Source organism: Paenibacillus gyeongsangnamensis, assembly GCF_027533625.1.
GTDB lineage: Bacteria > Bacillota > Bacilli > Paenibacillales > NBRC-103111 > Paenibacillus_G > Paenibacillus_G gyeongsangnamensis.
This window is the reverse complement of the sequence record NZ_JAQAGZ010000027.1, coordinates 48,502-66,819: the sequence shown is the minus strand read 5'-3', so window position 1 is coordinate 66,819 and position 18,318 is coordinate 48,502. Positions and strand designations below refer to the sequence as shown.

The following is an 18,318-nucleotide window of genomic DNA, read 5'->3' as shown; positions in this document are numbered from 1 at the left end:
GGGTTTTTTCCGTTCTTATTTGTTCCCATATGCCCTTATTTCCTATCAAAATAAAGACATTCTGTCCCCAATTCGTCCCCAAAGTAATAAAGCCCTCTCCGATGGTTGAGGGCTTTATTTATGTTTCAGTTATAATAGTCTATTTTAATATCATCGAGAGAAACGTTGATTGAATGTTCCCTCAATGCTTTATCTGCTTGTTTGGCATTTACCTCACTAGCCAATCCAATGCTTGTTTCAGTGACCCAATATTCCTCGCGTTTCAACGGTATGCGAATATAATATCGCCGGATGTCCATAGGATTTAAATCCACTTTCAATAAAACCGCGTGACTGTCCAAAGGCAATCCGTAATTGAGGGGGTCAGCAACAACAACCACTTCATCACCAGGACTGAACTTCAAATCGCCCTCACCTCCTACGCTGCGATTCTTTCAAACTGCTTACGGGACATGCGCTGCACGCTTCCCCTGTAATAGACCAGCGCCGGCCAGGTAATTCGATCAAGGTCAATCACAGGAGAGCAAAAACACCGGCAGTTAAAAATTTCACCTGCATGGTAGTGCCCAAAGGTATGTTTTTCCTTGGCAAGCCTCTCTGGACTCGGCGGATCGGTCCAGCGCACCAGAACGCCGTCCATTAGCTTGTGACTGTCTCTGACGCGTTCATCTTCACTCGACCGCCAAATATACCATTGAACACCAACGAGCTCACTACGCGCTTGTGTGATCGCTGTAGCGGTCTTGCTCGTCTCGGTACGCGCGATGAGGTTGGCCTTGGCTCTTGACTTCTCCGGGAACAGGAGTTGAATCTCCTGAGCGATACTGGAAGCCCGCCTACCTTTTAGCGCCTCGTTCAAGATGTGCTCATTGACGGCTACTGCTACGTCTAAAGGCAGCGACTTGATAATCTCGGCATTACGCCTGACTTGATGCCAGACAGCAGCGCCCATAGGGCCCGACATTTCCTTCTGTAATGCCTCGTAAACCATTCGCCCTTGGCTGTTCTTCCTAGCCGCTTGCCGCCAGGTTCGGCCCGAATCGCTGAAGAGGTGTGTCACCATCTTCAAAGCCGTGGCCTCTGCGTATACGGCGAAGTCCTTACTGCGTGAAAAGGCCCGTATCCTTTCAACGATCTCGAATGGATCGTCTAAGCCATCTAACAAACGGGTTAGGCTTAGCATCGCTTGCAGAAGAGCCTTTTTGAAGCTTTGTTCGATCCTTCGGCGTGGTTGGAACAAAGGCGCCATAGTTTAAATCACCATCTTTCGGCAAGGATTCGCCCGGATTGGTTGAGTCATCGGCATTTTAGATATCCTCGTCCGTTATATTCGTGAACATACCGGTTGTCGTGCTAAGTGCCTTGAGCTCTTTAAGCGTTATTTTTTGACTGATAACGCCGGAGTTAAATGCCTCCAATATTGCCTCGGATTTCTTGGCCGACAGTTCAGCAGTTTCCTTATCCGTCGGTGTGCGAATCGGATTAAATGTATAATCGATATCGTCTGGTATCGCGCCGAACTCTGACATACAGATAATGGGTATAATCTTATCAAGCACCGGCGCGAGAACCGTCTCCTGCGATTCTTGGATGGTCTCGTAATAATTCTGCATGTCCGCGTCGCCCGTAGCGTTAAGGCCCGCTGGAGAACGTCCGAAAAGCTTGGTGACGGGGATTTGGCAAGCCCCGGCCACGTCCATCATGAAGCTCTCATAGATGTCATTTAATCCGCTGAACGTGTATTGGTGCGTTTCAAATCCGTCCTGATTACCCATAACATAGATGCCCATATTGGACATCAGCCAGTTTTGCATTTGCAAGGTGTTATACAAGTCTTGCTGTGCCTGGGCATTTCCTATCGCCAATACTTCGCTAAGATCGCCTATTTTCATCACGCGAAGGTTAGCTAAGAAGACGAGCTGCGCGATATTCCATGATGTGTTGTCGCGTTTTTTCAATTCATCGAACACGACCTCTACCTCTGAAGCGCCCCAATGCACTTCCGCAAGCTCTTCCCAGTAAGGGAGTTTGCGTCCCGAAAAACGGATGATCCGGCTATGGTGAACGTGGATAAGTTTGCCGCCTTCCAGTGTCACTTGATAGGAAAGGGGCAAGCCAAACTCCGTACTATCGATATCTTCCACAAGCTCCAAACTCGGATATGCATCGGACCATCGATCAACCACGGTAAGCCCCGCGAAGGATCCCGGCATAATCGTGTCAAAGTCAAGCGGTTGATCCAAGATATCTTCATGGCCTTTGATCATGATGATACCTACCGCACCGCCATACAGACGGCCCCATTTTAACCCGTGCAGTATTTTGGATTTTAACCCGTTCTTCTTCCACGCCTTATCAATTTTGCGGATATCCTCCGGATCCATCTGCGAATTGACCGTGATCCAGTTCCGCGTCATGTCTTCCGGTATCGTATCAATGATGCGCCTAACGATCCAATGACTTCGGTAAAGGGTGTTCATCAAGTTGTAATTCAGTGTGGCCCGCGTCATTACATAGTTGGTGCCTTCAAGCAAGTTCGGCGTACCGAAGCCCATCCTCGCAATTGGATTCGAGAAAGAATCCGTCGTAAACATACCCTTGGGAGGCTTAGGCTTCGGCATGGTTTTCCTGGCATCTTGTACGGATCTCCGGTTTGATCTATTACGTCTGCTCAAGTTATCCCTCCTCCCTCCTTTCCGACCAAATAAAAAGCACCCTCGGGTGAAGGGTGCCTGCTCGCAAATGGCGTTATTTTCCATCTAAACTCGCGCTATAAATTAATCCCCGAATTCCCAATTGGTGTTATTAAATAGCGCCGTATTCGCAGTAATAGCGGCTTGAAGATCGGATACTTGGGCAGGATTGCCCGTTGCGATTAGTGCATTGATCCGGGATGTCAAATCAGTCCACAGGAAGTTATACATGTCATCTTTAGCATTTGTATTCGGCATTATCGTATCATCCTTTTCCTATAAAATGATATACTTTCGTGAATAAGCCGTTTGTTCCTCTTCGCTGCCATCCTTGACGTAAATGCCGGGCACTACTGTTTAAAACGCGTATTTTGTACAGATGTCTGGACGGTCCGATCTTCATTTTCGGTCAAATACGGCGATTACAGCCGATTACGCTTCCATGGAACAATCGAAAAACAGCGTGATTTTTGCTTTTTACAATCTCCGTATTTCTCACGATTGCTTTCGTTTTCAAGTACCGCTAGATACGGACTCGAATCCCTTATAAGGTACCCATACATACCGGGTTATTTTTGGTTCTCGGTAACTGTATTTAATTGATTTATACCAGTTCATTTTACCCCCCCCCTCCCCCTATGCTGCTGCCAGCCTTCTAGGCCTGATGATCGTTTTCACGAAATACCTTATGGCGTCCATGCTATGATCCATCTGCTTCAATGGCTTTTCCTCGCCGCGCTGCACGGCTTTTTTCGTCCCAGATGTAGCTGGCCCGTTCTTTTAGAAAGTTCGGGCAATTCCTACGATGGACCCGAAGCTTGCGCCTTGCCATCATCGTAGAAACATTCCGAATGCCGTCCGCAACTTCGTTATCCGCATCCTTGACGTACACGCCTCTGTTTCGCAAAGCGACTCTAAAGCTGGCTGCTGAAGGATCAAGGATCGTTGCGACTGGTCGTTCATCACCAACGAACTCCACGAGGTAAGTAGCCCGAGGGAATCGCACCCTCAGGCCCTCTCAGAACCGGACGTGAACCTCTCGGCTCATCCGGCTCCCATTATCCAGCCGCAGGCAGTATTCCTAACTGCCAATGGGCAAAGAGTCTGGGAAGGTTCTTCGCAAGTCGACCCAGCCATCTAATTGCCCGAATCTTGTGCCTCTCCAGTTTCTTGTATTTCCTTCTAGCCCACTGGACGAGCGCCTGATTCATATGGCGGAAAACCGGGTATAGCTGTGACTTGTAAAAGTGCCCGTAGTAGTTGAGCCACCCTCTAATGGACGCATTGAACATCCGAGACAGATCATGGATAGTGATGTCCGGTTTCAAATGCATCCGCCAACCTCGTATTGTCTGTCTCATCGCTTTACACGCTTTGTTGCTTACCGCTGGTGTGAAGTTAATGAAAAATTTTCCATGCCGGTTCTTTGACCTCCTTGGCTGAAAGGTATATCCTAAGAAGTCAAACTTGATCTCCGGATGATCTCCATTACGGTCATCATCTTTGCAGTAGACAATCCGAGTTTTCGCCGGATGTAATTCGAGTTTGCATTGTGCAAACCGCTCCTTGAGTTTCTTTAGCAGTTGTTCAGCATCTTCTTTCGTTCGGCAGTGAATCACTGCATCATCCGCGTATCTTGCCCACGGATTTTGAGGCTGTTCGATTCCCATCCACTTATCAAACGTGTAATGCATGAACAGATTTGCAAGTACTGGACTGATGACCCCACCTTGTGGTGTGCCGGAAGTTCGTTCTACGATGTCTCCATTCTTCATTTGGAATGGAGCCTTTAGCCATCTTTCGATGTAGAGAATGACCCACGCACAGTCCGTATGCTTCTTCACCGCTTTCATAAGAAGCTCATGATCGATGTTGTCAAATAGACCCTTGATGTCAAATTCCAACACCCAGTCGTATCGCCAACAGCGAGTTCTTGTCACTCGAACGGCATCAATAGCGGATTTTCCCGGTCTGTATCCGTAAGAGTCTGGATGGAAAATGGGTTCCACCGTCGGCTCAAAGTACAGTTTAGCTGTCATTTGCGCGATGCGATCTGACACAGTTGGCACCCCTAATATCCTGACGCCGCCATTCTTCTTCGGTATTTCTACCGCTTTGACTGGCGGGGGAAAGTAACTCCCTGAGGACATTCGGTTCCAGATTTTATAGAGGTTGTCTTTCAGGTTGGCTTCGAACTTCTGTATCGACTCTTCATCGACCCCGGCCGCTCCTTTGTTCGCCTTGACTAGCTCATAGGCTTCCCAAACCTTGTGCTTTGAGATTTCATACGACTTTGTTTTGTCCATTTGTTCCTCCCACTTTCGCGGTTGACGCATTTTCAAAACCGGATAACACAGCCCCTTGGCTCCGCCACCTTTTCAGTGGGTTCATTGCTACTACGGGCTATTCCGCCCCTATACTCCGCATCTGTACTTTTATCCTTGCGGGATTTCCGCTTGGACTTTTCCATTAACATCGGAGTCGTAGGTTCCCACGTTCCGAACAAAAGCCTGTGCTACGTTCACGCCGCCTTCATGCCGGCCACCATCTGGACAGTAAACAGGTTTCCTCCAGACTAATCCCAGGCCAACGACTCCCTCCTGGTTTTGATGACATCCCTACGCTTTCGACACTTTATCAGCCATTGACTTGTGTTCGTCTCCGTAGCACTCACCTGACAGAGTCTTGCTCTGCCTTTTCCTTAACGCTCACCACCACGGCTTTTGACCGCAGCAGCTTAAGGTGGTTTGAAGCCTCCGCCTGTACAGCGGCTCCGAAGGGCCCGCCTTCATCTTTTGTTCAGCATTGCTTTGGCTTTCTTACGCGCCGCGCATTCGTGGCGCACAATCGTCAGCGTACTGGCTGTCTTCTTTCTGGACGCCGCGGGCCCGGCCGTCGTAATAATACTCGTTCAGCACCCAGCACGTATCGCCGTCGTCCCATATGTCCAGGAACACCATAGGGTTACTCGTCCCGTAGTCGATCGCGATGTAGCGCCGGGCCAGCATCTTGAACCCAGGCACCAGATCGGCGTCCTCGAACGTGTTCTGATCTTCGTCCCACATGTCGTAGATGATGCCCTCAGCAAGCACCCAGAGCCCGAGAATGTACCGCTTGTAGAAAATCCCGGTGTACATACGCTTGTATCGCTCACGCACCTTTTCCGACAATGAAAGGTTATCCTCCATCGTGAAATGAAGGTGCAGCGCGTTTTTCCGCTCGAGCTGATCGAGCCATTCCATCTTGAACCAGTGGTACGGCCCCGCCGGGTTGCAGTTGAACCAGAACTTGGCCCCGTTAACGGAGCAACGCGCTGTTGCCTGGTTGACGAAGCTCTGCGGCATCAATGCAACTTCATCGAAGAACATGCCGGCCAATGTGATCCCTTGGATCAGGTCCTGGCTGCGCTCGTCCTTGCCGCCGAAGAGGAAGAAGTAATTCGTCTTCATTCCGCGGCTAATCGTCAGCACATTGCCCGTCAGATCATCATGCACCCGATACCCGCGGCTCCTAAGCATATTTTTGAGTGGACCCACGACATTCCGGCTGAGAGCACCGATCGTCTTGCCGGCCATGCCGAACTGATCGCCGTTAAATGTCTCTGTGGCCCAGACGATGTAGCTGAATGACATACACATCGTCTTGCCTGCCCGAACCGATCCGTCGCAGATCAGCGCGTCCTTATCGGCATGCGGGCTTTCCCCGGGCATCCACCAGGTTAAAACCTTCAGCTGCTTATTGGAGAACGGCGACCAGCGAAACGTTGGAGGCTTAAGCTTCGGTTTTGCCATCGTTCCGTACAATCTCCTCCTTTCTCGGACATAAAAAAGCACCCTCGGGTGAGAGTGCTTAATTGTCCTGATGATGTATTCTTTTTTTGGATTTCAAGGATTAAGCCGTCCGTAAAGTAGCAGTAAAAACCAGAATTTATCAATTCCAGTTCTCCCGGCTCATATGCTTTCTTTCACCAAATCCCATCAGACAAACATATTCATCGATAGCTTTTTCCCAAGTAGGGATTTGCACACAATCATTTTTTAGAACTTTTGGGAGAATCGACAATTTGGAAATGATTTGCCAATCGGAAAAGTCGTTTATCGTCAATCGAGATATGAATGTCTGAAAATCCAGTTATTTTCCCTGGAGGATAAATGGTAATACTCCCTTGATAGGCTCTAATTAAGTAACCTATTTTTTTTGCTTCTTCAAAATCTTTATCCGTTATTAATTCATACCCAGTTTTCATTATTACACCTAACCTCTTCGGTTGATGTAACCATTATAACCTTTTAAAACAAAATAAGTAATATTCTAAAAACCCTTATCCGGCACGGGTTGGCCTTCGAAGGACTCATGTATATTATTCATCCGCTTGATCCGGCTCATCACCGTTCCAAGCGGCCGCCACTTTGCCTTTAAGCGCAATCGATAAATCCGTCGTCCTCAGTATCGCTGTCATCACCCTTTATCTTCCCAATTACCAGCTTGGTCTTCTCGATCTGCGCCTGCATTTGCTCGAGTTTCAATCGGCGTTCGTAGTTTTCAGGAGCTGCGGCTTGGAATTGCTTTATTTGTCCCCGGATCTCCCTCATAACGACAGCCTGAGCCTTAATAGCATTGGCAAACTTGTCCCAAGCAAATTGGATCTCCCATTCATCTTCCTGAGCTGAACCGCCGTCTTCGCCTCCGAAAAACGTTGTTTTCGTTTTCCGGATCTCCTTTGTCATATCTTCCTTGTTCTCGACGAACATGATGCGCTGGCCCCAAATGATCTGCTGATACAACGTCACGATGTTGCTCCATATCATGTCCAATGGGTCCATCTGCTCGACCATGTCCATGATCTCGAGGAATTCAGGATCTTGAGGAAAGAACTTACGAAAGAAGCCATGCTTAACGGCTTTCGCGTTCCCTGGGGGCCCGCCGGGGCCGCCCTTGTTTCCTTTGGCGTTCCGGTTACCCTTCGGCGCTCCGCGCTTCCGTGGCTGCGGATCGGGGATATCTACCCACTTGTCAACGCTTTTCCACTTACGAACCATGGCATCACTAACGCCTAGCTTTTCTGCAATCTCCTTCGGCTTAAGCGTTCGCCCACTTTTGATCCACATCTGCAGCGCCTTCTTACGCGCCGGGCTTTCGGTTCGCGACATCTACACCTCACCCACCTCCAAAGTAGGGTAAGACGGGGAATTACTTCCCCGGACTCCCCGTCAAACCGTGCATGCGGATTTCCCGCACACGGCTTTCCTTCGTCAGTTCCCCATCTTCAGGAGTGAGTCGTCTTCACCCGTCACCGGGCTGCATATTTCATTCCTGAGTTAGAAACGTGTGGTGAGTAGATTCGTCAGAAATACCATACCTGCTTCCTCCAACGCTTTGTTTGGAATAAGCTTGTTTGAAACCGTAGACTTCTTTTTCCGCATGAAAGCTCGTACTCTCATGCGCGTCCATTCGTCCAGCCGTTGAAACTTGCTCTTTACGTTCCCGATCCCAAAATAGTTACCAAATCCGCGCGACACTTCATTTAGCTTCATGATCATTTCGTCAAGATTGTTCCCTTGCTGCCTTTGGGTGATCTTGCGGATGTTATCTTTGTATTTCTTCACTTTTGCATCCGGCAAGATGAGATATTCTTTCCAGAAGTCGAATCCCAGGAAGCGGAAGCCTTCATCGAAGTGCACCACTTTCGTTTTCTCCGGGTGCATTCTTAAATGAAGTTCCCCTTCCAGAATGGACTTTGCCGCTCGGTATGCTTCATCCGCCTTCTCCTTTGTTTTACAAAGGATCACAGCATCGTCTGCATACCTGACAACGGCAAACCCCTTCTCCTTCATCCCCCAGTCGAAATGATTCAAGTATAGATTCGCAAGTAACGGACTAATGACCCCACCCTGTGGAGACCCGACTACCGTTTCATGGAACTGATCATCTTCCATGACCCCTGCGGTAAGCCATTTCAAGTTGAGCAAATAAATGGTTATTAAGGTCACCAAGTGTATATTTCATCGTTAAACCCTCCCATGTTCCTCAATATTCATGCTATTTCGTAACTGAATTCGTCTTCAAAAAACTGACTCATGAGGAAAGCGCAGCCGGCCATTTTGTGTTCGTGATTCGGCTCCCATGAGGCCATACACGCTTGAATATGAGCGACTGCCTTTTCCCGATCAACGCCCTCTCTCGGGATAACTTCCAATTTTTTAAGCCCTTTATAGAACCAACAAGTTATCAATTCATTCCACTACATTCCACTTGGTTCTTTCTTTTTGAAACTCCTCTGGAATTTCACACATCGGTGGAAGCAGTCTCTTAACGTCACCGCCAAAAGCACGATCGATATTAGAAACATCAATAGGTAATAGTTTTTTTGTCACCTTAATTCCTCCACCTGTCTATTTTCTATCAATCCGTTATATCAGCCGTTTAATATAAACTGCCGATTTCATAGAATATATTGCTTGACAAAAATAAATCTAAGGAGGAATTGACATGGTCACTGTCGCAACAATTCAAGGTTCAATAGTAAATGATGCATTTTATTTTGACCTTGGGGTTAATGGAACAGTGGTTCCTGGCATGATCCTTGATACTGGAGCATTTGAGTTAACGTTTAATGATCAAGTTGCAAATGTTCTTGGTTTACCGAATCTTGGCAATATTCAAATTGGCGGCGTAGGTGGGACTGTGCAAGCGTATCAGTCGGTCTGCACATTACAGATAGGCAATAGTATTTTCGCTGATGTACCGTGTATTATCGACCCTGGATTTACTGACGCCGGACTGTTTGGCTTACGCTTTTTTGTTGATAACCAATTATCTTTGCAATTGGATACAACATCCCAAGTATTGAATATCCTGTCCGCTTGTTGCTAGTGAATTTATGTGATGACAAGATTCCAAGTCTTAGTTGAGTGGCCCGTACCTAAAAGTGCGGGGCACATTTATTTCAATATTCATCGAATTACTTCGAATGATGATAGCCATAATGACCGTAGCGACCAAATAGCATAGAAATGGCCGCTACTTGTTCGCACGATAAATGAGTTGACCAATAAGGACACATTCCCATGTACACCGCCTATATTCAGATGCAATGCTTCCCAATTGATTAACACAGCTTTCACGTGTTAAAATCGCGTTAACCGTTCATTGTCCATATCTACGGTTCATATGGGAAAGTCGTCCTCTTAGGGCGACTTTTTCCATTTACTCCGGAGGGTTCTTCTCCAGATACCTCATAAGCAGTAAAAATCCTCCGATAACTGATAATGCCAGGACAAGCAGGCCCCACGCCAAGATGTTGTTCACCACCTTTTCACATTGTATTTTAGACAATAATTTGCCTATATTAGGGCCCATTTGATTAAGGCAAGCATCTCGATTTATTGGAAAATCATACCTTGTATTAGCTATAAAATGAGAAAGAGGAGGATCAAACAATGGCTTATAACCTTTTCGTTTACGAATTCCCAGGTCAATATCCTTATCAATTTCCTTATCAATATCCCGGTCAGTTCCCTATGATAACCTATCCAACAACTCCTGGGTTTTTCCCTGGTTACACCGGGCAAGGAGGATATGCCCCTATGGGCGGTTCGTATTCTGGTCAAATTTTTGTGCCTCTCTCAGGTCGGTCATCGAGCAACTAAAACCTATATATACACCATCTGCATAGGTTACAAGCCAAAGGGGAGCTTCATCCCCCTTGGCAGTATCCAGATATGATACATGTTTGCTTCGTCCACTAGGTCAACTTCTGCTGGAAACACTTCGATCGCGGTCCGATCCGGTCCAAACAGTTCATTCTTTATCCGTTGCTTCTCAGCCCAAGGGATATCACTGTTGACTGCATTTCGCATACAAGCATGCTCTATCGTGCCCCACTCGGTTTCAATAGTCCGAGTCATCACGGCGTATTTACCATCGCTGAATGCTTTATTCATTTCACCGAACCATCCCATACCCACCCGCATGCTCTTAGGCGATGGTTTACCAATCCAGTTTTTCATATGTAATAAGGCTCCTTATGCTGATCTATTCCTAATGTTACTGAAAATGGCGGATTCAATGCTTCCATTCTCTCTCCCGGCATTAACTCGATGACGATCCGTCCCTCCACCACATTGATGATCGATCCGACCCGGGATCCATCTCCGTCCTCCAGATACAAAGGCTTTCCGCGGAGATTCTCAATGATAAGCTCTCGCTCCCGTTGAGAGAAATTATGCATAAGCGATTGATTTCCCATGCCGCTCATCCTCTCCGAATGACCTTAGTCTTACTTGCGTGTCGATGGACCAGCACGAGCTCCGACGAGGTATTCCGTTCCACCAGCCAGTTCTCCGGATCGAAGCCGGCTGCATTGATTTCAGCCCTTTGCCTGTGCGTTGGCTTGGTTCCTTGCTTCATAAGCCGCCCGTCTCCCCTCAATGACTTCGATTTCCGTTTCATCAACCGTTACTTCCCGAAGGCCGTCCCAGTCCTGGCAGATCTCAAGGGCTTTCTGTTCGACCTCACCGACCATCCGTTTGCTGATCCTCGGGTGGCATTCCATTGCCTCGCGCATATGCTTCTTACCGAGTTCATAGGCCCGGTTGTGGAGGACATTCATCCAGGCCCAGAACTGCTCCGCCGTACATGTCCGAAGTTGCTGCAGTGTTTTACGCTTTTGTATTGGATTCATACCGAATCACCTCAATCCTCAAACAGGCTACACATTTTCTTTAACTTTAAGGTGGGATTCTTTTCGACAGAACTAGAGTTTTTTCATCGAAGGATACGACACGTCACTTGCCGAATTGTTTTTGCATATACTGCATGATCAAATTGCTAGGAAGGTGTGCATTCTATGTTTTCCCGCGAAGAAATTATTACAATTCGTTACGGTATTTTCTTTTTAGTTGCTCCCTTAGTCACGATTGCATACATGTTTTTGATTAAGTGATTTAATTTCATGTAGCTGTCCCACACTACCTCAATCCATGCAAAAGTAACCTTTATTTATCCTTTCAATATCATCGATCGTGGCCGGCTGCACGATGAACGGCCGGCCTTTGATCCATATCACGTCTTGTTCGTACTCCTTCATCTGTAGCAAGTGCTCTTCGAAGGGGAACTTGTTGTCTTGGTCTGGCATTACTTCCTCCTTATGAATGGGAGCAGCAATACTGCTCCCGACTTCTTATAAATTAAGCGATAATTACGATCTTCCCAGATTCCACTTCTTTTTGGAGAGCTTTTTGTAAGTAGGCATTAATGTTTTCCATAGCTGCAAGCTTCCATGCGCCTCCGTCTGCTTCAAATAATGCGCAGCTAGGGCCGTCTTTCATCCGGAACACGAATTCACTCATGGGCTGGTCAACCTCTACAAATGTACGGAACGGACGAAGAACAACCGGATTCGGTACGATGACATTACCTACTGTAGCGATGCCCGACTTGGCAACGACCGTTTGAGTCACCCCGTTGTCACCAGTCGTTTTTACGTTCTCTTCTTGGATGGTACCAATCACTCGAAGGATAGCGGCCCGGTCATCCGTTGGTATGAATCCGGACTGTAGAGAGATGTTGAACTCTTCGTTCCGGTACCAGGAATCGAATTTGAAATCCGGAAGCATCGCTGCAGCCTCGATCATGAAGTTCCGGGCTTTGTCGCGGTTAAATTCAGTGAATGCCACCACTTTCGTCGGGTTCATCACATGAACCATCAACTTGTGATCACCGTCAAATTCAGATTTGATGTAACCAACCAATCCGCTCAGGCTTCGGACATTGATTGCTTGAGGCACCAATTCCCGAATGAGCTTCAATTCCTCGTAGGTGTGAAACTGCTGGTCTCCTACTTGAAGCAGTTGTCCTTCCGACCTTTTTACCAGACCTGCGATATACTCAATTGCTTCTCTAATCATGTTCATTACCTCCAATATATTTTTAGTTTTGATAACGGTTAAAGCCTACTACCTTATCGTTAGAAGTTTGCTGTGGAAGTTCGGTAAGCTCTTTGCCTACGTGATCAGCGACCTTACCTGCGTCGTTAATCATAAGCTGATTTTTCACTCCGCTTTTAAGCTCTGCCCCGATAACTTGTCCGTCGTTGTCAACATCGAGAATAAGCTTGGTTTCGATATCCCGAGCTGGTGCTAACTTAGTCTTGGCTCCTGATAACAAACGGATCAAACGATACAAGACGATCAAGGTTAAAGGAAAATTCACACCAAAAAAATTGAAGGAATATCTTGAAGAAGAGCTCCTTAAATTCAAAATCGAGGTCGAATCGGGAGAGTATATCGCGCCTGAGAAAATGTCCTTTGAGGCGTTCGTTGAGGAATGGAGAAAACGCTATGCTGAAGATGAATTAAAGGCAAAAACGCGCAAAGGTTATGAAAATGAATTAAATAGCCGTATTATTCCAGTCTTTGGACATAAGCAGCTAATTGACATCAAAACAAAGCATCTCGTTGACTTTTTTAGTGATTTGAAAAAGCCTGGTTCCCGAAAAGATGGCAAAGGCGATACTTTATCTCCCAGCACAGTGCTTTACATTTACAAGGTGATGAAATGCGTGTTTGATCGCGCTTTTGAATGGAAGATGATCCCTTCTAATCCGATGCTCGGAGTTAAACGTCCGATTGCTGAAAAGAATAAAGCTAGTTTTTACAATGATCAGGAAGCAGAATTGCTGATCCAAACGCTCTACAAGGAACCAATCAAATGGAGGCTTTACTTCTTAGGTTGCTTGATCGGCGGTTTCCGCCGCGGCGAGCTGCTAGCTCTGCAATGGTCTGACGCTAACTTTGAGGAGAACACAATCAACATAAATAAGAATATCGCAGTATCTAAGATTGTGGATACCACAAAGAACGATTCGGAAGATGAGATTGATATGCCGGAATGGTACATGCAAGAACTTAAGAATTACCGACCTATATGGGAGGAAGAAAGAGAGGATCGCGGAGATACGTGGCGCGGTGGCACGGATGAATATATATTTCATAAAGGATTTGGCGAATCCTATTATCCGGGAACACCATCGAATGTTTGGGTGAATTTCCTTAAAAAGCATGGTCTTCGGCACATTCGCCTTCACGATCTTCGGCATACTTCTGGCTCTCTGCTCTTTGAAGCCGGGGAAGATATCAAGTCCATTCAGGAGCGTCTGCGCCATTCAGATTCGCGAATTACAGCCAACATTTACGTTCATGTAACAAAGAAGAAAAAGAAGCAAACCGCTCACCAATTCGACCGATTCGCTCCTTCGTCCCCATTTTTGATTTTCTTCAGATTCACAACCTCAAAAACCCTTTATAAATCAAGCCTTTCAGGCGATCAAACAAAAAAAGAGACCCGCCAACGGGGCGGGTTCAAAGGTATATATATTAAAAAGGGGGTCTTGCCTATTATATTACAACGTGAACATGTAGATTGCGTAACAGGAATATTTCAGTTATGTAACAAATTTGAAAGCGCTAACGTATAATGTATTCACGCGATAACCATTCTCATTGAGAAAAACTATCAAAAAGGTGAAAAACCTTCTCATTCACGTGATAATCGGTATCAAATGGCTGATAAACGCTATCAATTAAAGTATTTGCCAAAATATCAGACTTGACGTATAATCCTGACCATAGAGAGTTGATCTCGGAAAGGCAGGTAACATCATGAAGGAATACGATTTTCACCATCTTCATCACGTCAAGGAGCAGTCCCGTTCCCGCAAAACCTTGTGGATCACGCTGATTCTTACCTCATTCTTCACGATTGTCGAAATCATCGGGGGCATCTTGTCCAACTCGCTGGCGCTGCTCTCCGATTCGGCCCATATGATCTCGGACGTCCTGGCACTCGGACTCAGCATGATTGCGATTTACTTGGCCACCCGGCAGCCGAACGCCCGCTTTACCTTCGGCTTTTTGCGGTTTGAAATCATCGCTTCTTTCTTAAACGGTCTTGCCTTGGCTATCATCTCCATCGGCATTTTCATTGAAGGGATCCGCCGCTTCATCACACCGGAAGTGATTAATTTCAAGCTAATGCTCGTGATCGCCTCCATCGGCCTCGTCGTCAACCTCGTGCTCACGCTGGTCCTTAGCCGCAGTATGAAGGAAGAAGAGAACTTGAACGTACAAAGCGCCCTCTGGCACTTTCTCGGTGATCTGCTCAGCTCGGTAGGCGTCATTATCTCGGCCATCGTCATTTATTTCACCGGCATTCAATGGGTCGACCCGTTGATCAGTATGGTCATCGGCGGGATTATCTTTATCGGAGGCGCGAAGATCATCAGGGAGTCATATCTCATTCTGATGGAATCGGTGCCGGAAAAGTTCAACCTCGATCAAATTCGGAAGGACATCGCTGCGGTCGAAGGTGTGGAGGACGTGCACGAAATGCATTTGTGGGCGATTTCCACGGATCACTACTCGTTAACCGCCCATGTCTTCATTGACGATAAGATCCAACCGTTCTGCATCATTCTCGCCATCAATGAAACCTTGAAGGATAAGTATGGCATCGAGCATTCCACGATCCAGATGGAGGAAGCGAACATCCATCCGCACGGCGAATACGGCAAGGAATTCCTGCGTCATAAAGAAGTGGATAAGTTCAAGCACGGGCTTCAGCATTAACGGACCGGCAATGCAACGGGTGCAAGGACAAGGACAAGCACGAGCAGAAGAATTGGCAGACACTTGCGTCAAAAGCAATAGCCGCATCCCTTCTACACGAAGGAATGCGGCTTCTTTTAGTTCCATATTATCGGTCGTACCAATAACCCCGGATCCCCTTCTCCAAGCGGAGCAGCGCTTCCAGGTAGAAGTAGTCGCCCCAGATCATATAATCATCGGGAGCCGCCCCTCCGCGCACGCTGTACGAGCCGTGCTCAAGGAAGCCTTCTGCCTCCGGCTGGCCGAGAGTGGAATAGTTGCCCACCAGCGACGTCATCGTGCGCTGCAGTCCGTCCTCGAAGAAGGCGCGGTCCGAATCACCCGCATCGAGATGGGAGAGCAGCTCGAGCAGGCCGCTGGCCGTAATGGCCGACGCCGAGCTATCGCGCTTCGTATCCGGCGTAATCGGCGCGTCGAAGTCCCAATACACCACATCGTCCTCCGGCAGGCGCTCAAGGAAATACCGGGCCAGACGCTTCGACGTCTCGAGATACAGCGGATTGTTCGTATAGCGGTAGGACAAGGCGAAACCGTAAACGCCCCAGGCTTGACCGCGGGTCCATGTGGAGCCGTCCATATAGCCTTGTGCCGTACCTCCGCGAAGCGCTTCCCCATTCTCCGGATCGAAGTAAAACGTATGATACGACGAATCGTCGCCGCGGACAAGGAAACGGCGCGATTTATCCGCATGAATAACGGCCGCATCGCGGTAAGCCTCGTTGCCAGTATGCTCGTATGCCCAGTACAGCAGCGGTAGATTCATTAAGCAATCGATGATAATACGCCCGCCGTTGTCCGGGTGGCCCTCCGGTCCCCAAGCTTGGATATATTGCCCTTTCGGTCTCCAGCGCTTCATCAGCACGTCGGCTGCCTCCAGCGTCAGCTGCTTGGCCGCTTCATCGCTTTCGATGATCCACTGAGCTTTCGAGGAGAGCGAGTACAGGAAACCGATATCATGATGGTCGAGCTCCGTGAGGTTGTCCAGCCGGTTCCGGAAGCTGGCTACCGTCTTCTCCGCCGCTTTCTTGAACGTCTCGTCCTTCGTATACTCATAGCTCAGCCACAGAATTCCCGACCAGAAGCCGACGGTCCAATCGGTGTTCGGATTCAAATGATATTTGCCGTTCTCGCTCACATGCGGGAACAAGTCTCCGAACCGTTCGATATTAACTCTTGTTTTCTGAATGGCGTCATCAATCGCTTGCTGCCATAAACTCATGAATGAACACTCCCTTATAAGTCTTCTTCAACGACCGGGATTCGCTCGATGCGAGGGTCGGTAAAGATGTCAACCTCGTCGCGGCTCGTGCTGGAAAATTCGGACACGACAGCGCCCTCGTCGCCTGCCTGGAACCAGTGCTTGACGCCCGGCATAATCGTATATTGCTCGCCGGGATTCAGCTCGATTTCATGAAAGACGGTGTAGTACGCCTCGCTCCCGGCGGGAACCGCCGCCTGAACAGTTTCCGCCGCTTCGCCATCGACGTATAAGAACACTTTTCCGGCGCGGCAGCGGAACGTTTCCATTTTGCCGGGGTCGCTGCCGACCGGCGGATGCAGGTGCTCGGGGCAAGTCTGCCGGGGAAACAGCAGCAGCTCTTTCGCGCAATACCGATCGTTGTTCACGTAAGTAATAAGCTCAAGACCTTGTACGTCTAGCTCGCCGAGACCGAAGCCGGCCACCTCGATATTGCCGACATCTTCGGCCGTAAGCCGTATGCCGCACTCCGCGAACATAGACGCCGCGCGCTCCTGCGCTTTTCGAACTTCACTTCTTTTCACAAGAAGCCGCCTCCTTATTATTAGAATTAAATAATAACCGCTTTTGCCGTAAGAATCCTACGCCTCTGTGGACCTTCGCGGAATCAGCTTCAGCGGTATGCGAATTTCGTGCGCCCCGCCCCCCATCAGCTCATCACCGCGTTCGTCCGGCAGACGGATTAGCTTCTCGTCCTCACCGAGCTGCCGCATCATCACCCGAATCGCCAGCCTGGCCTGCAGATCGTAAGGAATTTCGATCGTCGTCAATGCCGGATACGTGTGGGAAGATATTGGATCATTATTAATTCCAATGATGCGAAAATGCTCCGGCACCCGATAACCTGACCGCTGCACATGGGACATGAACGTCAGTGCCACGAAATCGTCGAATGCCAAAATTCCGATCGGCGCCTCGTCGGAAGCAACCGCCTCCAATCGCTCTAATGCCGCTTGCTGCTTGCCGTCCGAATACTCCAGAATCTCGGCCTCCACCTCGGAGGGGAGTTCCGACACGCCAAGGTTAAACCCGATCCGCCGCTGCTCGTCGATGGCATGAGAGCCGCTTCGGGCCAAGTAAAACAGCTTCTTGCAGCCTCGCTCGTACAAATACTTAACCGCTTCCCGGCTTCCCTGGGCAAAATCGAGGTTCACCGCAGCCACGGCCAAATCACTCGGCCAGCCCCAGCCGTTGAAGAGGACGAGCGGCGTGCCGTCGCCGACGAGCTGCCGCGTCGTCTCCTGGGACATCGCAAGACCGTGGCAGACGAGCCCGTCCACGCGCCGCTGCAGGAGCACTTCGAGATGACGCTTCTCGATCTCCGGGTCGAACCCGCCCGAAGAAAATACCGATAAGTGATAGCCGAACTGATGGGCGATGCGCTGCATACTCTCCGCGAACAATCCGTAGTACCCGCCGAAGCCGGGCACCAAGAGCCCCAGCTCATAAGACTTCCGGCGGCTCAGGCTCGCAGCCATCACGTTGCGGCGGTAACCGAGCCTCTCGGCGGCTTCCTCCACCTTACGGATCGTCTCTTCGGCCATCGGTACGTTCCGGCGGTTGAGCACATTGGATACGGTGGCAATTGAAACACCGGCAGCCTGAGCGATGTCCACAATAGTCACTTGCCGGTTCCTGCTCATTAAAGTGCTGCCCCTTTCCGATAATGACCATAATTTAAACGTTTAAATTGATTGTAATT

General features: G+C 48.5%; 23 protein-coding genes. 4 read left to right on the top strand and 19 right to left on the bottom strand.

Annotated elements, in window-relative coordinates:
• Positions 1-125: 125 nt before the first annotated feature.
• The 10 genes from O9H85_RS31655 to O9H85_RS31610 form a co-directional block, all read right to left on the bottom strand.
• A complete protein-coding gene (locus O9H85_RS31655) occupies positions 126-404 on the bottom strand; it encodes a hypothetical protein (RefSeq protein WP_269885374.1) in 279 nt (92 codons plus the stop codon).
• 14 nt (positions 405-418) lie between these two features.
• Positions 419-1,249, bottom strand: coding sequence for a phage head morphogenesis protein (locus O9H85_RS31650; protein WP_269885373.1), 831 nt, complete (start codon positions 1,247-1,249; stop codon positions 419-421).
• Between the two features lie 58 nt (positions 1,250-1,307).
• Entirely contained in the window at positions 1,308-2,675 is a 1,368-nt protein-coding gene (locus O9H85_RS31645) for a phage portal protein (RefSeq protein ID WP_269885372.1), read from the bottom strand.
• Between the two features lie 102 nt (positions 2,676-2,777).
• Positions 2,778-2,951, bottom strand: coding sequence for a hypothetical protein (locus O9H85_RS31640; protein ID WP_269885371.1), 174 nt, complete (start codon positions 2,949-2,951; stop codon positions 2,778-2,780).
• 800 nt (positions 2,952-3,751) lie between these two features.
• Positions 3,752-4,999, bottom strand: a complete 1,248-nt coding sequence (gene ltrA / locus O9H85_RS31635) for a group II intron reverse transcriptase/maturase (RefSeq protein ID WP_269885370.1) — start codon at positions 4,997-4,999, stop codon at positions 3,752-3,754.
• Between the two features lie 513 nt (positions 5,000-5,512).
• Positions 5,513-6,484 carry a PBSX family phage terminase large subunit gene (locus tag O9H85_RS31630; RefSeq protein WP_333474291.1) on the bottom strand — a complete coding sequence of 324 codons (972 nt, stop codon included), beginning with the start codon at positions 6,482-6,484 and terminating at the stop codon, positions 5,513-5,515.
• A 239-nt stretch (positions 6,485-6,723) separates the two neighbouring features.
• Positions 6,724-6,939 (bottom strand): hypothetical protein, encoded by a 216-nt coding sequence (locus tag O9H85_RS31625; RefSeq protein WP_269885369.1) that lies wholly within the window; start codon positions 6,937-6,939, stop codon positions 6,724-6,726.
• A 169-nt stretch (positions 6,940-7,108) separates the two neighbouring features.
• On the bottom strand, positions 7,109-7,843 hold the full coding sequence (gene terS, locus O9H85_RS31620; protein ID WP_269885368.1) for a phage terminase small subunit: 735 nt from the start codon (positions 7,841-7,843) through the stop codon (positions 7,109-7,111).
• A gap of 168 nt (positions 7,844-8,011) precedes the next feature.
• Positions 8,012-8,683 carry a reverse transcriptase domain-containing protein gene (locus O9H85_RS31615; protein ID WP_269885389.1) on the bottom strand — a complete coding sequence of 224 codons (672 nt, stop codon included), beginning with the start codon at positions 8,681-8,683 and terminating at the stop codon, positions 8,012-8,014.
• Between the two features lie 243 nt (positions 8,684-8,926).
• Positions 8,927-9,067: a hypothetical protein gene (locus O9H85_RS31610; RefSeq protein ID WP_269885367.1), complete on the bottom strand. Its 141-nt coding sequence runs from the start codon at positions 9,065-9,067 to the stop codon at positions 8,927-8,929.
• A gap of 115 nt (positions 9,068-9,182) precedes the next feature.
• Between O9H85_RS31610 and O9H85_RS31605 the strand changes: the two genes are divergently transcribed.
• Positions 9,183-9,566 (top strand): retropepsin-like aspartic protease, encoded by a 384-nt coding sequence (locus tag O9H85_RS31605; RefSeq protein ID WP_269885366.1) that lies wholly within the window; start codon positions 9,183-9,185, stop codon positions 9,564-9,566.
• 566 nt (positions 9,567-10,132) lie between these two features.
• On the top strand, positions 10,133-10,342 hold the full coding sequence (locus tag O9H85_RS31600; protein ID WP_269885365.1) for a hypothetical protein: 210 nt from the start codon (positions 10,133-10,135) through the stop codon (positions 10,340-10,342).
• 27 nt (positions 10,343-10,369) lie between these two features.
• Here O9H85_RS31600 and O9H85_RS31595 read toward each other — a convergent pair whose 3' ends face one another.
• The 6 genes from O9H85_RS31595 to O9H85_RS31575 all read right to left on the bottom strand — a co-directional run bounded on the left by O9H85_RS31595 (position 10,370) and on the right by O9H85_RS31575 (position 12,607).
• Positions 10,370-10,702 carry a DUF7694 domain-containing protein gene (locus O9H85_RS31595; RefSeq protein ID WP_269885364.1) on the bottom strand — a complete coding sequence of 111 codons (333 nt, stop codon included), beginning with the start codon at positions 10,700-10,702 and terminating at the stop codon, positions 10,370-10,372.
• The gene (locus O9H85_RS31590) at positions 10,699-10,941 is read right to left on the bottom strand and encodes a hypothetical protein (RefSeq protein WP_269885363.1); all 243 of its coding nucleotides are present in this window, start codon (positions 10,939-10,941) and stop codon (positions 10,699-10,701) included. The genes O9H85_RS31595 and O9H85_RS31590 overlap by 4 nt, the downstream gene beginning before the upstream one ends.
• Positions 10,942-10,946: 5 nt before the next feature.
• Entirely contained in the window at positions 10,947-11,102 is a 156-nt protein-coding gene (locus tag O9H85_RS38020) for a DUF6906 family protein (RefSeq protein WP_409348232.1), read from the bottom strand.
• Positions 11,062-11,376: a hypothetical protein gene (locus O9H85_RS31585; protein WP_269885362.1), complete on the bottom strand. Its 315-nt coding sequence runs from the start codon at positions 11,374-11,376 to the stop codon at positions 11,062-11,064. Before O9H85_RS31585 ends, O9H85_RS38020 begins: the two co-directional genes overlap by 41 nt.
• Before the next feature lie 291 nt (positions 11,377-11,667).
• Positions 11,668-11,829, bottom strand: coding sequence for a hypothetical protein (locus O9H85_RS31580; RefSeq protein WP_269885361.1), 162 nt, complete (start codon positions 11,827-11,829; stop codon positions 11,668-11,670).
• 52 nt (positions 11,830-11,881) lie between these two features.
• Complete coding sequence (locus O9H85_RS31575; protein ID WP_269885360.1) at positions 11,882-12,607, bottom strand: hypothetical protein; 726 nt, start codon at positions 12,605-12,607, stop codon at positions 11,882-11,884.
• A gap of 236 nt (positions 12,608-12,843) precedes the next feature.
• On the opposite strand from O9H85_RS31575, the gene O9H85_RS31570 reads away from it, so the two are divergent.
• Together O9H85_RS31570 and O9H85_RS31565 are read left to right on the top strand one after the other, a co-directional pair.
• Positions 12,844-14,169 (top strand): tyrosine-type recombinase/integrase, encoded by a 1,326-nt coding sequence (locus tag O9H85_RS31570; protein WP_269885359.1) that lies wholly within the window; start codon positions 12,844-12,846, stop codon positions 14,167-14,169.
• A 184-nt stretch (positions 14,170-14,353) separates the two neighbouring features.
• The gene (locus tag O9H85_RS31565) at positions 14,354-15,319 is read left to right on the top strand and encodes a cation diffusion facilitator family transporter (RefSeq protein ID WP_269885358.1); all 966 of its coding nucleotides are present in this window, start codon (positions 14,354-14,356) and stop codon (positions 15,317-15,319) included.
• Between the two features lie 127 nt (positions 15,320-15,446).
• Here O9H85_RS31565 and O9H85_RS31560 read toward each other — a convergent pair whose 3' ends face one another.
• The 3 genes from O9H85_RS31560 to O9H85_RS31550 form a co-directional block, all read right to left on the bottom strand.
• Complete coding sequence (locus O9H85_RS31560; protein ID WP_269885357.1) at positions 15,447-16,577, bottom strand: glycoside hydrolase family 88 protein; 1,131 nt, start codon at positions 16,575-16,577, stop codon at positions 15,447-15,449.
• A gap of 14 nt (positions 16,578-16,591) precedes the next feature.
• Complete coding sequence (locus tag O9H85_RS31555) at positions 16,592-17,095, bottom strand: D-lyxose/D-mannose family sugar isomerase (RefSeq protein WP_269885388.1); 504 nt, start codon at positions 17,093-17,095, stop codon at positions 16,592-16,594.
• A 102-nt stretch (positions 17,096-17,197) separates the two neighbouring features.
• Positions 17,198-18,259 (bottom strand): LacI family DNA-binding transcriptional regulator, encoded by a 1,062-nt coding sequence (locus O9H85_RS31550; RefSeq protein WP_269885356.1) that lies wholly within the window; start codon positions 18,257-18,259, stop codon positions 17,198-17,200.
• Between the last annotated feature and the right edge of the window lie 59 nt (positions 18,260-18,318).

What these genes read in the sequence shown, in the direction of transcription:
- O9H85_RS31650 (WP_269885373.1), bottom strand. Translation starts at nt 1,249, where the DNA reads ATGGCGCCTTTGTTCCAACCACGCCGAAGGATCGAACAAAGCTTCAAA.
- O9H85_RS31640 (WP_269885371.1), bottom strand. Translation starts at nt 2,951, where the DNA reads ATGCCGAATACAAATGCTAAAGATGACATGTATAACTTCCTGTGGACT.
- ltrA (WP_269885370.1), bottom strand. Translation starts at nt 4,999, where the DNA reads ATGGACAAAACAAAGTCGTATGAAATCTCAAAGCACAAGGTTTGGGAA.
- O9H85_RS31630 (WP_333474291.1), bottom strand. Translation starts at nt 6,484, where the DNA reads ATGGCAAAACCGAAGCTTAAGCCTCCAACGTTTCGCTGGTCGCCGTTC.
- O9H85_RS31625 (WP_269885369.1), bottom strand. Translation starts at nt 6,939, where the DNA reads ATGAAAACTGGGTATGAATTAATAACGGATAAAGATTTTGAAGAAGCA.
- terS (WP_269885368.1), bottom strand. Translation starts at nt 7,843, where the DNA reads ATGTCGCGAACCGAAAGCCCGGCGCGTAAGAAGGCGCTGCAGATGTGG.
- O9H85_RS31605 (WP_269885366.1), top strand. Translation starts at nt 9,183, where the DNA reads ATGGTCACTGTCGCAACAATTCAAGGTTCAATAGTAAATGATGCATTT.
- O9H85_RS31600 (WP_269885365.1), top strand. Translation starts at nt 10,133, where the DNA reads ATGGCTTATAACCTTTTCGTTTACGAATTCCCAGGTCAATATCCTTAT.
- O9H85_RS31595 (WP_269885364.1), bottom strand. Translation starts at nt 10,702, where the DNA reads ATGAAAAACTGGATTGGTAAACCATCGCCTAAGAGCATGCGGGTGGGT.
- O9H85_RS31590 (WP_269885363.1), bottom strand. Translation starts at nt 10,941, where the DNA reads ATGGGAAATCAATCGCTTATGCATAATTTCTCTCAACGGGAGCGAGAG.
- O9H85_RS38020 (WP_409348232.1), bottom strand. Translation starts at nt 11,102, where the DNA reads ATGAAGCAAGGAACCAAGCCAACGCACAGGCAAAGGGCTGAAATCAAT.
- O9H85_RS31585 (WP_269885362.1), bottom strand. Translation starts at nt 11,376, where the DNA reads ATGAATCCAATACAAAAGCGTAAAACACTGCAGCAACTTCGGACATGT.
- O9H85_RS31580 (WP_269885361.1), bottom strand. Translation starts at nt 11,829, where the DNA reads ATGCCAGACCAAGACAACAAGTTCCCCTTCGAAGAGCACTTGCTACAG.
- O9H85_RS31575 (WP_269885360.1), bottom strand. Translation starts at nt 12,607, where the DNA reads ATGAACATGATTAGAGAAGCAATTGAGTATATCGCAGGTCTGGTAAAA.
- O9H85_RS31565 (WP_269885358.1), top strand. Translation starts at nt 14,354, where the DNA reads ATGAAGGAATACGATTTTCACCATCTTCATCACGTCAAGGAGCAGTCC.
- O9H85_RS31560 (WP_269885357.1), bottom strand. Translation starts at nt 16,577, where the DNA reads ATGAGTTTATGGCAGCAAGCGATTGATGACGCCATTCAGAAAACAAGA.
- O9H85_RS31555 (WP_269885388.1), bottom strand. Translation starts at nt 17,095, where the DNA reads ATGTTCGCGGAGTGCGGCATACGGCTTACGGCCGAAGATGTCGGCAAT.
- O9H85_RS31550 (WP_269885356.1), bottom strand. Translation starts at nt 18,259, where the DNA reads ATGAGCAGGAACCGGCAAGTGACTATTGTGGACATCGCTCAGGCTGCC.